The following is a 14398-nucleotide window of genomic DNA, read 5'->3' as shown; positions in this document are numbered from 1 at the left end:
TAACAAAGCCTGGGCTTGGGAAAGTCCGGGCTTTGCGCATAAAAAAAGGTTGTGCCAGCATTTTGACACAACCTCTTTTTGTAATATATTTCAGCGATAAATGAATATAAGCTTATAAAATGACATTTTTTATCGAAAATAAGTAATAAATTTGTTTGTATAGTACGAAATAATACCTAACTTTGCAACGTTAAAACAAAAAAGATGATGATTCAGAACTTTACATATATTCTACTGTGTGGTATTATTATTCTACTGGCGAAGTTTAGTGGAAGTGAGTGCTGTGCGTGAATATATATGTAAGATGCAATGACATATGAAGCCTTTCTCACTTCCAAGTGCGAAAGGCTTTTTTTATGGGACATAAATTAAATACAATAAAGCAATGAGTGACAAATTATTTATTTTTGACACAACGCTCCGCGATGGCGAGCAGGTTCCGGGATGCCAATTGAATACAGTGGAAAAGATTCAGGTAGCCAGACAACTGGAAGCTTTGGGGGTAGATGTGATTGAAGCCGGATTTCCTATTTCAAGTCCGGGAGATTTCAATTCGGTCATTGAGATATCAAAAGCTGTGACATGGCCTACTATCTGCGCCTTGACACGTGCCGTACAGAAAGATATTGATGTAGCGGCAGAGGCTTTGCAGTTTGCCAAGCGTAAACGTATCCATACTGGGATTGGTACATCTGACCCGCACATTAAATATAAATTCAATTCCAATCGTGAAGAAATTATAGAGCGTGCAGTGGCTGCCGTAAAGTATGCACGTAAATATGTGGATGATGTGGAGTTCTATGCAGAAGATGCAGGCCGGACGGACAATGAATATCTGGCCCGTGTGGTAGAAGCTGTTATCAAGGCGGGTGCCACTGTGGTAAATATTCCCGATACAACGGGATATTGCCTGCCTGGTGAGTATGGCGCGAAAATAAAATATCTGATGGAACATGTCAACGGTATTCATAATGCCATTATTTCTACTCATTGCCACAATGACTTGGGCATGGCTACTGCCAATACAATGGCTGGTGTGCTGAATGGTGCCCGCCAGGTGGAGGTGACTATCAACGGTATTGGTGAACGTGCCGGGAATACTTCTCTTGAGGAAGTGGCGATGATTATCAAATGCCACAAGGACATAGAAATCGAGACCAACATTAATACACAGAAGATTTATCCAACCAGCCGTATGGTGTCCAGCTTGATGAACATGCCGGTACAGCCCAACAAAGCTATTGTAGGTCGTAATGCTTTTGCCCATTCGTCGGGCATCCACCAGGATGGTGTGTTAAAGAATGTACAGACTTACGAAATCATTGATCCGCACGATGTGGGTATTGATGATAATTCCATCGTATTGACAGCCCGTAGCGGACGCGCAGCCTTAAAGAACCGTTTGTCGGTATTGGGAGTACAGCTGGATCAGGAAAAGTTGGATAAAGTGTATGAAGAGTTCTTGAAACTTGCCGATAAGAAAAAAGATATCAATGATGACGATATTCTGGTATTGGCAGGGGCAAATCGTACGCAGAACCATCGTATCAAACTGGAATATCTTCAGGTGACCAGTGGCGTAGGGGTTCGTTCGGTTGCCAGTCTGGGATTGAACATCTCCGGTGAGAAGTTTGAAGCCGCCGCCAGTGGAAACGGTCCGGTAGATGCCGCTATCAAAGCTTTGAAGAAGATTATCAACCGCCATATGACCTTGAAGGAATTCACCATCCAGGCTATCAGCAAGGGTAGCGACGATATGGGTAAGGTACACATGCAGGTGGAATACGATAACCATATTTATTATGGGTTTGGTGCCAATACCGATATTATCGCGGCATCGGTGGAAGCTTACATCGACTGTATCAATAAGTTTAAGGAGTGACGGGTTGCGAGCTGCAAATAGCGAGTAATGGAGTTTAAGAAGTAAAATTAATGGTTTACAAGTTGCGTATGTAAGATGCCGAGAAGGTTCTTGTAGCTTGTGACTAACAACTAAAGAATATGAATACATTATTTGATAAAATCTGGGATGCCCATGTGGTACAGAAAGTGGAAGACGGTCCCACACAGCTTTATATTGACCGGCTTTATTGTCATGAAGTAACCAGTCCGCAAGCCTTTTCGGGATTGCGCGAACGTGGAATCAAGTGTTTCCGTCCGGAAAAGATTTTCTGCATGCCCGACCATAACACACCGACGCATGACCAAGACAAGCCGATTGAAGATCCGGTTTCAAAGACTCAGGTAGATACACTGGCCAAGAATGCGGAAGAGTTTGGATTGGCACATTTCGGCATGATGGACAAGAAGAACGGAATTATCCATGTAGTAGGTCCGGAACGCGGTCTGACCCTACCCGGCATGACCATTGTTTGCGGTGACTCGCACACCTCAACCCACGGTGCGATGGGAGCGGTGGCTTTCGGTATCGGTACGAGTGAAGTGGAAATGGTAATGGCCTCGCAATGTATTCTTCAGACCCGTCCTAAGACGATGCGTATCACTGTTGACGGTAAGCTGGGCAAAGGAGTGACGGCAAAAGATGTGGCATTGTACATGATGTCGAAGATGACGACCAGCGGTGCTACGGGATATTTCGTGGAATATGCCGGAGAAGCTGTGCGCAGTCTGACTATGGAAGGCCGCCTGACCTTATGCAATCTGAGTATAGAAATGGGTGCCCGCGGCGGTATGGTTGCTCCGGATGAGATTACTTTCGAGTACATCAAAGGACGCGAATATGCCCCGAAAGGTGAGGCATGGAACAAGGCATTGGCATATTGGAAAACATTGAAGAGCGATGAAGGTGCGGTGTTCGACAAGGAAGTCTGTTTTGCTGCCGAAGATATTGAACCGATGATTACATACGGCACCAATCCAGGTATGGGTATGGGCATCACGCGACATATTCCTACTACCGAAGGAATGGGAGAAGCTGCCCGCACCTCTTTCATGAAGTCCATGGGCTATATGGGTTTCCAACCGGGAGAGTCTTTGCTGGGTAGGAAGATCGATTATGTGTTTTTGGGTGCTTGCACCAATGGGCGTATCGAGGATTTTCGCGCATTTGCTTCCATTGTGAAAGGCCGTCGGAAGTCAGAGGATGTAGTGGCATGGCTGGTTCCGGGTTCTTGGATGGTAGATGCCCAGATTCGTGAAGAGGGATTGGACAAGATTTTGGAAGAGGCCGGTTTTGCCATTCGCCAACCGGGTTGCTCCGCTTGCCTGGCAATGAACGATGATAAAGTGCCTGCCGGAAAGTATGCAGTGTCTACCAGTAACCGTAATTTTGAAGGACGCCAGGGACCGGGTGCCCGAACATTGCTTGCCAGTCCGCTTGTAGCTGCCGCAGCCGCAGTGACGGGTGTGATTACAGATCCCAGAACGCTGATTTGATGTTCGATTGGACGATTTGCGATTAAAATTGCTTCGTAAATCAACCATCGTTCAACAAAGGTAAATCAAGAGTATTTTCAATCGTGAATTGTAAATCGTAAAATCGTAAATAAGAAGATGAAAGCAAAATTTGATAGATTAACCAGTACCTGTGTTCCTCTTCCATTAGAGAATGTGGATACGGACCAGATAATCCCTGCACGTTTTCTGAAAGCTACTACCCGTGAGGAAAAGTTCTTCGGAGATAATTTGTTCCGCGATTGGCGTTATCATCCGGACGGCTCTCTGAACAAGGACTTTGTTTTGAACGACCCCACCTACGGCGGGCAGATTCTGGTGGCAGGAAAGAACTTCGGTTCCGGTTCCAGCCGTGAGCATGCTGCATGGGCTATTGCCGGTTACGGGTTTCGCGTGGTGGTATCGAGTTTCTTTGCCGATATACACAAGAACAATGAACTGAACAACTTTGTGCTTCCGGTGGTGGTGAGCGAGCTGTTCTTGAAAGAGTTGTTCGACTCCATCTCTGCCAATCCGAAGATGGAAGTGGAAGTGAACCTGCCCGAACAGACCATTACCAACAAGGCTACGGGCAAGAGCGAACATTTCGAAATCAATGCCTATAAGAAGCATTGCCTGATGAATGGCTTGGATGACATTGATTTCTTGGTGCAGAGCAAGGAGAAGATTGAGGAGTATGAGGCGAATGGTATGGCACACCGATGACACAGATTAGACAGATGGCCACAGATTATTTATATAAAGAAGAAACGGATGGGATAATCGAGTCATCTTATGATGTTTATAATGCTTTGGGTTATGGATTCTTGGAGAGAGTGTATCAGAATGTATTTTTTCAGGAATTGCAACGGAGAGGTTTTCTGTGTGAAGTTCAGCAGAAGATTGAAGTTTTCTTTAAAGGCTGTTTGGCAGGGAATTATTATGCTGATATAGTAGTGAATAAACACATTGTTCTCGAACAGAAAGCGTGTGCAAGTCTTTGTCGTGGACATGAGCCACAACTGATTAATTATCTTAAATCCACGGATATAGAGGCAGGACTTCTTTTTAACTTTGGCGAGCATCCTCAAATACGCAGAAAACTATTCACTAATGATAGAAAAATAAATCTGCGGTCATCCGTCTGATTTGTGTCGTCTGTGTGCCATTATCTTAAACAATAAAAACAACAATATGAAACATCCCCGAATAGAAATCATGGACACTACGCTCCGCGACGGTGAACAGACCAGCGGGGTTTCCTTTGTGCCTCATGAGAAATTGATGATTGCCCGTTTGTTACTGGAGGAGCTGAAGGTAGACCGGGTGGAGGTGGCTTCTGCGCGGGTATCCAAAGGAGAGTTTGATGCCGTAAAAATGATTTGTGACTGGGCGGCACGCTGCAATCTGTTGCCGAGAGTAGAGGTGCTTGGCTTTGTAGATGGCCACACGTCGGTGGACTGGATACATGCGACCGGTTGCCGTGTCATCAATCTGCTGTGCAAAGGCTCGCTGAAGCATTGCAACTATCAGTTGCAGAAGACTCCCGAAGAGCATATCGAGGATATTCTGTCCGTAGTGGATTACGCCAACGAGCAGGATATGGTAGTGAATGTCTATCTGGAAGACTGGAGCAACGGCATGAAAGATTCTCCGGAATATGTGTTTCTGCTGATGGATGCATTAAGCCGGACGAATATACGGCGCTATATGCTACCCGATACCTTGGGAGTGCTGAATCCGCTGCAAGTTATCGAGTTCATGCGCAAGATGGTGAAACGCTATCCGCATGCCCATTTCGACTTCCATGCCCATAATGATTACGACCTTGCTGTGAGCAATGTGTTGGCTGCTGTATTGAGTGGCTGCAAAGGCCTGCATACCACAATCAACGGTCTGGGCGAACGTGCCGGCAATGCTCCGCTTGCCAGTGTGCAGGCTATCCTGAAAGACCACTTCAATGCCATTACCAACATTGACGAAAGCCGCCTGAACGACGTGAGCCGCGTGCTGGAATCCTACTCGGGCATTGTAATTCCTGCCAACAAGCCGATTGTGGGTGAGAATGTATTTACCCAGGTGGCAGGCGTCCATGCCGACGGTGATAACAAGAGCAATCTCTACTGCAACGACCTCCTGCCCGAACGCTTTGGCCGCAAGCGAGAGTATGCCCTGGGCAAGAACAGCGGTAAAGCCAATATCCGGAAGAACCTGGAGGACTTGGGGCTGCAACTGGATGAAGAATCCATGCGCAAGGTAACGGCACGCATCATCGAACTGGGTGACAAGAAAGAGCTGGTGACGCAGGAAGATTTGCCGTATATCGTTTCGGATGTCTTGAAGCATGGGGTAATGGAAGAACGCGTCAGCCTTAAGAGCTACATTGTGAATCTGGCGTATGGACTGAAGCCGATGGCTACGTTGAAGATAGAAATCAACGGAAAGGAATATGAGGAAAGCTCCAGTGGAGATGGCCAGTATGATGCTTTTGTGCGCGCCTTGCGCAAGATATATAAAGTGACACTGGGCCGTAAGTTCCCGATGCTGACGAACTATGCCGTGACCATTCCTCCCGGCGGGCGTACCGATGCCTTTGTGCAGACGGTTATTACCTGGAGTTTTGAAGATACGATATTCCGTACACGCGGATTGGACGCAGACCAGACGGAAGCGGCCATCAAGGCGACGGTGAAGATGCTGAATATCATAGAAGACGAATACGAATCATAAGAAATGAATCTCATGGAGAAAAAGAAATCGTTTTTTGAGAGGCATCCTTATGTATGCTATGCGTTGTATGCAGGCTTGCTTTTTGCTTTCAACCTCTTTCTGCGTTGGTGGAGCGGCGAGTTGGATGCGGACGAGTATCTTATGTCAGCCATCAATACCCTTATATTGACGGCAGGTTTTGTGTGGGGTGACCGGTATCGCCGCAAGAATCTTGTAAACAAAAAGAAGATAGGTGAACTTTTAAATAATAAATAAAACAATGGATTTTAAAATTGCAGTATTGGCCGGTGACGGTATCGGCCCCGAAATCTCCGTCGTAGGCGTGGACGTGATGACCGCCGTATGTGAGAAATTCGGACATAAAGTGAACTATGAATATGCCATCTGCGGTGCGGACGCGATAGACAAGACGGGCGACCCTTTTCCCGAAGCCACTTATGAGGCTTGTAAGAATGCGGATGCCGTACTGTTCTCTGCCGTAGGTGACCCGAAATTCGACAATGACCCTACTGCCAAAGTGCGTCCCGAGCAGGGCTTGCTGGCTATGCGCAAGAAACTGGGACTGTTTGCCAACATCCGCCCCGTGCAGACCTTCAAATGTCTGCTCCATAAGTCTCCCCTTCGTGCGGAGCTGGTGGATGGTGCCGATTTCCTTTGCATCCGCGAACTGACCGGTGGCATGTACTTCGGTGAGAAATACCAGGACAACGACAAGGCGTATGATACGAACATGTACACCCGTCCGGAGATTGAACGTATCCTGAAAGTCGGATTTGAATATGCCATGAAGCGGAACAAACACCTTACGGTGGTGGATAAAGCCAACGTGCTTGCCTCTTCCCGTCTTTGGAGACAGATTGCCCGGGAGATGGCGCCGCAATACCCCGAAGTGACCACCGACTATATGTTTGTGGACAACGCCGCCATGAAGATGATTCAGGAGCCGAAGTTCTTTGACGTAATGGTTACGGAAAATACGTTTGGTGATATTTTGACGGACGAGGGTTCCTGCATCAGTGGCTCTATGGGATTGCTGCCCTCCGCTTCTACGGGAGAGAGCACGCCGGTATTCGAACCCATCCACGGCTCCTGGCCTCAGGCGAAAGGCTTGAATATAGCCAATCCGCTGGCGCAGATTTTGTCCGTAGCCATGCTTTTCGAATACTTCGACCTGAAAGAGGAAGGGGCATTGATCCGTAAGGCAGTGGATGCTTCACTCGATGCGAATGTACGTACACCGGAGATTCAAGTAGAAGGTGGCGACAAATACGGTACCAAGGAAGTGGGCGCGTGGATTGTAGACTATCTTAAGAAGTCTTGATGCCGCTATCCCATTACTGTTCTGATCGGTAACTTCCCGCTGCACTAGTTCTGCAAACCTTTTGCAGTGTCACTGCAAAGCAGTTGCAGTCGCGCTGCAAAGCAATTGCAGTATCACTGCAAGCCTATTTGCAGTAACGCTGCAACTTGTTTGCAGTACTACTGCAAAAAGCGTGCATCATCTTTGCAGTGGGAAGTCGCTGATTGTCAGACATGGTTATTCCTTCCCATTCTTCCTTTTCCAATCGTTTCATATCCTTTCATCCTCTTTATTCGTGTTAAGCTTTGATGGATGCCGGCATAATCTTTCCTTTCCCGCGCGGTTTATTTCTTGGAATTTGCATATCTTTGTCAGCATATCCATGTTACAATAAGTGTGTACGGGAAGAATGTATTAGACAATGAGATTATGGCGAAAATTGCAAAGAACCTGACGGAGTTGATTGGGCATACTCCTTTGATGGAATTGGCTGAATACAGCCGTAAATGCGGATTGAAAAGAAACATAGTGGCAAAACTGGAATCTTTTAATCCGGCGGGAAGCGTGAAGGACCGTGTGGCATTTGCCATGATTGAGGATGCCGAGGCACGCGGAGCCCTGAAACCCGGAGCCACGATTATTGAACCTACCAGCGGCAATACCGGCGTGGGACTGGCGATGGTGGCAACCATCAAAGGATATCATTTGATATTGACCATGCCGGAGACCATGAGTGTGGAACGCCGTAATCTGCTGAAAGCCCTGGGTGCGGAGATTGTACTGACCGACGGGCTGGCAGGTATGGCAGGCTCCATTGCCAAAGCGAAAGAGCTGCGCGACGCGATACCCGGTGCGGTTATTTTGCAGCAGTTTGAGAATCCCTCCAATGCCAAGACTCATGAACATACTACGGGAGAAGAAATCTGGACGGACACGGATGGCAGGGTTGCTGTTTTTGTTGCCGGTGTGGGCACGGGCGGCACGGTCTGTGGAGTGGCGCGTGCCTTGAAGAAACATAATCCGAATATCTATGTTGTGGCTGTAGAACCGGCCTCCTCTCCGGTTCTGGAAGGAGGGGAAGACGCACCGCACCGCATCCAGGGAATCGGGGCCAATTTTATTCCTTCCATTTATGATGCTTCTGTAGTAGACGAGGTTATTCCGGTGCCCGATGACGAGGCTATTCGTGGAGGACGAGAGCTGGCTTCTACGGAAGGCTTGCTGGCCGGCATCTCATCCGGTGCGGCGGTATATGCGGCACGGCTGCTGGCCGAACGCCCTGAATTTGCGGATAAAATGATTGTTGCCCTACTGCCCGATACGGGGGAACGCTATTTGTCAACAGAACTGTTTGCTTTCGATACCTATCCTTTGGAATAAATACTGAATATTACATGAAGAAATTTATTTTTTCTTTCCTTTTGTGTGGAGCCACGATGTTTCCTGCCTTTTCACAAACCTATCAGGAACTGAGCGAACGTGCGGTTGCAGCCACGGAGCAGGATAGCTTGTCGTTGGCCGAAAAATACATTGAACAAGCCCTGAAGATGGAGCCCGCCAACCCTCATAACGCTTTGCTGTTCTCCAACCTGGGCACGATACAGCATCGGCAGCACCGGTATGAGCAGGCCCTCGACTCGTATACGCTGGCATTGAACATTGCTCCGCGTGCCATACCTGCCCTGATGAACCGTGCCGCTCTTTATCTTGAGTTGGGGAAGGATGATTTGGCGCGGATAGACTACTCTTTGGTGCTGGACCTGGAGAGCGACAATCAGGAAGCCTTGCTGATGCGTGCCTATATCCATATGCGGCAGCGCAACTATAATTTTGCAAAGTCTGATTATGAACGTCTGCTGAAACTTGCCCCCCGGAGCTACAATGGCCGTCTGGGGTTGGCTACACTGGAGCAGAAGGAAGGCAAATACGAAGCGGCGCTTTCGATATTGAATGCCATGATTGCAGAAAAAGGAGGAGAAGCTACCCGGCTGACTACCCGGCAATATGCCGTACTTTACGTGGCACGTGCGGGTGTGGAGCAGGATATGAAACATGTAGACCTGGCCATGATGGACTTGGAAGAAGCAATTAAGCTGGATTCTTCACAGACGGAAGCCTACTTGATACGGGGACAAATTTATCTTTCCCAAAAGAAAAAGGAGTTGGCAAAACGTGACTTCGAAAAAGCCATTTCGCTTGGCGTGCCGCAAGGTGAACTCAGGGAACTGCTGTTGCAGTGTAAATAATATTCAACTATATTCCCGTATCAGCTCCACAAACTCTTTTCCGTATTTCTTCTTCTTATATTCACCGATACCGCTGATATTGCCAAATTCTTCTATGGTGGTGGGGCGGGAGGTGCTGAGTAGGTGGAGCACTTTGTCGGACAGTACGATATAGGCAGGGAGTGCTTCCTGGTCGGCAAGGCGTTTGCGCAGAGCGCGCATGGCCTCGAACAGTTCCCCGCTTTCTGCATTGGGTAGTCCCAAGGGCAATTCTCGGGCCGGCACTGCAGCCTTGCGCTTGCGCCCTTTGGCTGCTTGTACGGCTTCGTCGCGGCGGATGATGACAAGCCGGGCGCGTGCTCTGCCAAACAAGACATCTGTTCCGCTTTGAGTAATTTTCAGATGGTTGTTTTCATTGTAGGCCATTTCGAAATAGCCGAGTTGCAACATTTGCAGCAGGTAGTCATGCCAATCTCCGGCGGGTACATCACGCCCGGCTCCAAAGGTCTTAAGTCGATGATATCCTCTTTCCGTAACTTCGGCACTCATGTTTCCTCGGAGGATGTCCACTAAGATGCCGGTTCCGATCTGCTGCTCGGAACGCGCTATTGCACTAAGTGCCTTTTGTACGATTATTGTACCGTCGAAACGTTCGGGAGGATTTTTGCATACATCACAGTTTCCACAGTCGCAGGCAGTGTTTTCGCCGAAATAGCTTAGCAGGATGCGGCGGCGGCATATATCTGCCTCCGCATATTGCTGCATGCGTTGCAGCTTCTCCAGGTTGATGCTTTGCTGTCCGCTGTCCGTTGCGAATTTGGTGAGCAGAATGAGGTCGGCCAGTGAATAGAACAAAAGGGTGTCACTGGGCATCCCGTCTCGTCCGGCACGGCCTATCTCCTGATAGAAACTTTCAATGCTTTTGGGCAAATTGTAATGAATCACCCAGCGCACATTGCTTTTGTCAATTCCCATTCCGAAGGCGATGGTGGCGCATACCACTTGCACGCGGTCGTTGATGAAGTCGTCTTGTGCTTCGTCTCTTCGCGCCGGCGAGAGCCCTGCATGATAGACTGCCGACCTTATCCCTTGTCTCTGAAGCATCTGCGCCACTGTTTCGGTCTTGCTGCGGCTCATACAGTAAATGATGCCGCTCTCTCCCGGATGGCGGTCGATGAAGTCGAGGATGGCCTTGCTCTTTTCCTTCTGCCGGTAACCTCTTTTCACGGTGAGGCTCAGGTTGGGACGGTCGAAGGATGAAATGAAAATTCCGGGCTGGTTCAGGTGTAGCTGCTTGATAATATCCTCACGGGTTATTTTGTCGGCCGTGGCAGTAAGTGCGATGATGGGAACCCGGGGAAACAGTTGGTGAAGGATGCCCATCTGCGTATATTCTGGCCGGAAATCGTGCCCCCATTGCGAGATGCAATGCGCCTCGTCGATGGCGAATAGGGAAATGTGCATGTCCCTCAACAGGTAGTTGGCTTCCGCCAGTAACTTTTCGGGAGAAATATACAGCAGTTTCAGCTTGCCTTCCATGCATGCACTCCGTAGTGAAGCATTCTCCGTTTCATTATTATTGCTGTTCAGCGCACCGGCGGCGATGCCGTTTGCACAGAGCGTTTCCACCTGGTCCTTCATCAAGGAGATGAGCGGAGAAACCACCACCGCCGTGCCTTCACTCAACAGGGCGGGAAGTTGGTAGCAGATAGATTTTCCGCCTCCCGTCGGCATCAGTACCAGTGCATCTTTACGCTCCATCAGATGGCGTATGATGTCTTCTTGCAAGGGGCGGAAACTGTCGTAACCGAAATATGTCTTGAGCGTTTGCAGCATAATTTGGAAGTATGGATTTCTTTCGGCAAAGGTACGTTTATTATTGCATATACTACAAATGAAAGGTCATCAAGATTTCGCATCGTATGAGTTTCCGTTAAAGGTTAAAGTATCTTATTGGTGGCCGAATTCCCCTACTTTTCAACCTTTTTTGTTGTCTTTTTATCAAAAATATATAGGGAAAAGTTGTATATAAAAAAAAAATGTCTGACTTTTGTAAAATCTAAAGGGGCTCTTCCTTTGGATGCTCCGATTTAAGAACAACCCTAACCAGTTAATTCAATGAGTGATTTAGAAAACAATGTTCAGGAAAAAGAGACGAAGAAACGTCCTTACAACCTGCGCGAAAAGAAAGAAAAGGATGCTGCCTACCGTTCTTTGATAAGGCCGGAACTGGCAGATGAACTGTATGACAAAATCTTGAATATCGTTGTTGTACAAAAGAAGTACAGAGATGCTGATTATTCCGCCAAGGATTTAGCGAAAGAATTGCAGACCAATACCCGCTATTTATCTGCAGTGGTGAATTCACGCTTCGGCATGAATTACTCTTGCCTACTGAATGAATATAGAGTAAAGGAAGCACAGCATTTGTTGACAGACAAAAGATATGCTGACAAGAATGTAGAGGAAATCAGTACGATGGTAGGCTTTGCAAACCGTCAGTCCTTTTATGCCGCTTTTTATAAAAATGTAGGTGAAACTCCTAATGGATATCGTAAAAGACACGCAGAAAAAGAAGCTAAGAAAAAATAATTCTGTATGACTGAATGAATAAAAAGGAAATATCCCGGAGCAGTTGTTTCGGGATACTTCCTTTTCTTCTTTTTTTGAAATACCAATCCATTACTCCCGACACATGAAGAAACGACTTATTTCTATGGTGACCGCCCTTTCTCTATTGACGGCTTGTGGCGGAAATCCGAAAACAACTGCCGAGGCAGAAAAATTTGACTATACAGTGGAACAATTTGCAGATTTACAGATTTTACGTTACCGCGTACCTGGTTTTGAGGATTTGTCCCTCAAACAAAAAGAACTGGTTTATTATTTGACGGAAGCCGCTTTGCAGGGAAGAGACATTCTCTTCGACCAGAACGGCAAGTACAACCTGACTATTCGCCGGATGCTGGAAGCCGTCTATACCGGCTATAAGGGAGATAAGAACACTCCCGATTTCAAGGCCATGGAAGTGTACCTGAAGCGTGTATGGTTCTCCAACGGCATTCATCACCACTATGGAAGCGAGAAGTTCATACCGGGATTCGCTCCCGAATTCTTCAGGCAGGCTATACGGAGTGTGGATGCCGCTACGTTGCCGCTTGCCGAAGGACAGAGTGTGGAACAACTGTGCGAGGAAGTGTTCCCCGTTATTTTTGACCCTGAAGTGATGCCTAAACGGGTGAACCAGGCTGCCGGCGAAGATTTGGTGTTGACTTCCGCATGCAATTACTACGAGGGCGTGACGCAGCAGGAAGCCGAAGATTTTTATAATGCCTTGAAGAATCCGCAGGATGAAACTCCCGTCTCCTATGGTTTGAACAGCCGTTTGGTGAAGGAGGATGGCAAGGTTCGGGAGAAAGTCTGGAAAGTGGGGGGCCTATATGGGCAGGCACTTGAAAAGATTGTCTACTGGCTGAAGAAGGCGGAAGGGGTTGCCGAGAATCCCGGGCAGAAAGCGGTAATTGCTAAGCTGGTGGAATTCTATGAAACTGGTGATTTGAAGACATTCGATGAATATGCCATCTTGTGGGTGAAGGATTTGAACTCACGCATTGATTTTGTGAACGGTTTTACCGAAAGTTACGGTGACCCCCTCGGCATGAAGGCGAGCTGGGAATCTTTGGTGAATTTTAAAGACGTGGAAGCTACCCGGCGTACAGAGTTGATAAGCAGCAATGCACAGTGGTTTGAAGACCATTCACCCGTAGACGGACAATTCAAGAAGGAAGAAGTGAAAGGTGTGTCTGCCAAGGTAATCACAGCGGCTATTCTGGCCGGTGACTTGTATCCCGCAACTGCTATCGGCATCAACCTGCCCAATGCGAACTGGATACGTAGTCATCATGGCTCGAAGTCCGTTACGATTGGTAACATTACAGATGCTTACAACAAGGCGGCTCATGGCAATGGCTTCAATGAGGAGTTTGCCTATAGCGATGCAGAGCTTCAACTGATTGATAGATACGCAGATGTGACGGACGAACTGCATACCGACCTGCACGAATGTTTGGGGCATGGTTCCGGTAAACTGCTCCCGGGGGTGGATCCGGATGCGTTGAAGGCATACGGCTCTACCATCGAAGAGGCGCGCGCCGACTTGTTCGGACTTTATTACGTGGCCGACCCGAAGCTGGTGGAACTGGGGCTTACTCCAAGTGCGGACGCTTATAAGGCTCAATACTACACCTATCTGATGAATGGTCTGATGACACAGCTTGTACGTATCGAGCCGGGCAACAATGTAGAGGAAGCTCACATGCGCAACCGTCAGCTCATAGCGCGCTGGGTGTATGAGAAAGGTGCGGCGGAGAAGGTTGTGGAGTTGGTGAAGAAGGATGGGAAGACGTACGTCGTGATAAACGATTATGAGAAAGTGCGCGACTTGTTTGGCCGGTTGCTTGCCGAAATACAGCGTATCAAGTCCACCGGCGACTATGCCGGCGCCCATGATTTGGTGGAAGCCTATGCCGTGAAGGTCGATTCCGCCTTGCATGCCGAAGTGTTGGAACGCTACAAGAAGTTGAATCTTGCACCGTATAAGGGTTTCGTTAATCCGAAATATGAAGCGGTGACGGATGCCAACGGTACTATAACAGATGTGACAGTGACTTATGATGAAGGCTATGCGGAACAGATGTTGCGTTATGGCAAGGACTATTCTACATTGCCTTCTGTCAATAAATAATGATGT

The 14398-nt window shown here is 47.9% G+C and carries 12 protein-coding genes; 11 read left to right on the top strand and 1 reads right to left on the bottom strand.

Going from position 1 to position 14398, the window contains the following annotated elements; all coding sequences use genetic code 11:
* Positions 1-385: 385 nt before the first annotated feature.
* The 9 genes from M1B78_RS14785 to M1B78_RS14745 all read left to right on the top strand — a co-directional run bounded on the left by M1B78_RS14785 (position 386) and on the right by M1B78_RS14745 (position 9669).
* Positions 386-1882: a 2-isopropylmalate synthase gene (locus M1B78_RS14785; RefSeq protein WP_257941079.1), complete on the top strand. Its 1497-nt coding sequence runs from the start codon at positions 386-388 to the stop codon at positions 1880-1882.
* A gap of 119 nt (positions 1883-2001) precedes the next feature.
* On the top strand, positions 2002-3396 hold the full coding sequence (leuC, locus tag M1B78_RS14780; RefSeq protein ID WP_257941078.1) for a 3-isopropylmalate dehydratase large subunit: 1395 nt from the start codon (positions 2002-2004) through the stop codon (positions 3394-3396).
* Between the two features lie 117 nt (positions 3397-3513).
* A complete protein-coding gene (gene leuD / locus M1B78_RS14775; protein WP_176469217.1) occupies positions 3514-4119 on the top strand; it encodes a 3-isopropylmalate dehydratase small subunit in 606 nt (201 codons plus the stop codon).
* Between the two features lie 14 nt (positions 4120-4133).
* Positions 4134-4541 carry a GxxExxY protein gene (locus M1B78_RS14770; protein ID WP_257941077.1) on the top strand — a complete coding sequence of 136 codons (408 nt, stop codon included), beginning with the start codon at positions 4134-4136 and terminating at the stop codon, positions 4539-4541.
* Positions 4542-4587: 46 nt separating this feature from the next.
* Complete coding sequence (locus tag M1B78_RS14765) at positions 4588-6123, top strand: alpha-isopropylmalate synthase regulatory domain-containing protein (protein WP_136010764.1); 1536 nt, start codon at positions 4588-4590, stop codon at positions 6121-6123.
* Between the two features lie 12 nt (positions 6124-6135).
* Positions 6136-6378 (top strand): hypothetical protein, encoded by a 243-nt coding sequence (locus tag M1B78_RS14760; RefSeq protein WP_176469220.1) that lies wholly within the window; start codon positions 6136-6138, stop codon positions 6376-6378.
* A 4-nt stretch (positions 6379-6382) separates the two neighbouring features.
* A complete protein-coding gene (gene leuB, locus M1B78_RS14755; protein ID WP_257932442.1) occupies positions 6383-7444 on the top strand; it encodes a 3-isopropylmalate dehydrogenase in 1062 nt (353 codons plus the stop codon).
* A gap of 408 nt (positions 7445-7852) precedes the next feature.
* Positions 7853-8803, top strand: coding sequence for a cysteine synthase A (gene cysK, locus M1B78_RS14750; protein WP_136010761.1), 951 nt, complete (start codon positions 7853-7855; stop codon positions 8801-8803).
* Positions 8804-8817: 14 nt separating this feature from the next.
* Positions 8818-9669, top strand: coding sequence for a tetratricopeptide repeat protein (locus M1B78_RS14745; protein ID WP_257932440.1), 852 nt, complete (start codon positions 8818-8820; stop codon positions 9667-9669).
* Between the two features lie 3 nt (positions 9670-9672).
* On the opposite strand, the gene recQ is transcribed toward M1B78_RS14745, so the two are convergent.
* Positions 9673-11484 (bottom strand): DNA helicase RecQ, encoded by a 1812-nt coding sequence (gene recQ / locus M1B78_RS14740; protein WP_257941075.1) that lies wholly within the window; start codon positions 11482-11484, stop codon positions 9673-9675.
* A gap of 282 nt (positions 11485-11766) precedes the next feature.
* On the opposite strand from recQ, the gene M1B78_RS14735 reads away from it, so the two are divergent.
* Positions 11767-12240, top strand: a complete 474-nt coding sequence (locus M1B78_RS14735) for a helix-turn-helix domain-containing protein (RefSeq protein WP_257932213.1) — start codon at positions 11767-11769, stop codon at positions 12238-12240.
* Positions 12241-12343: 103 nt separating this feature from the next.
* Entirely contained in the window at positions 12344-14392 is a 2049-nt protein-coding gene (locus M1B78_RS14730; RefSeq protein WP_257941074.1) for a dipeptidyl peptidase 3, read from the top strand.
* Positions 14393-14398 lie beyond the last annotated feature (6 nt).

The sequence above is a fragment of the Bacteroides muris (ex Fokt et al. 2023) genome, assembly GCF_024704895.1.
GTDB lineage: Bacteria > Bacteroidota > Bacteroidia > Bacteroidales > Bacteroidaceae > Bacteroides > Bacteroides muris.
Note: the sequence above shows the minus strand (reverse complement) of the source record. Positions and strands in the feature narration are given on the sequence as shown.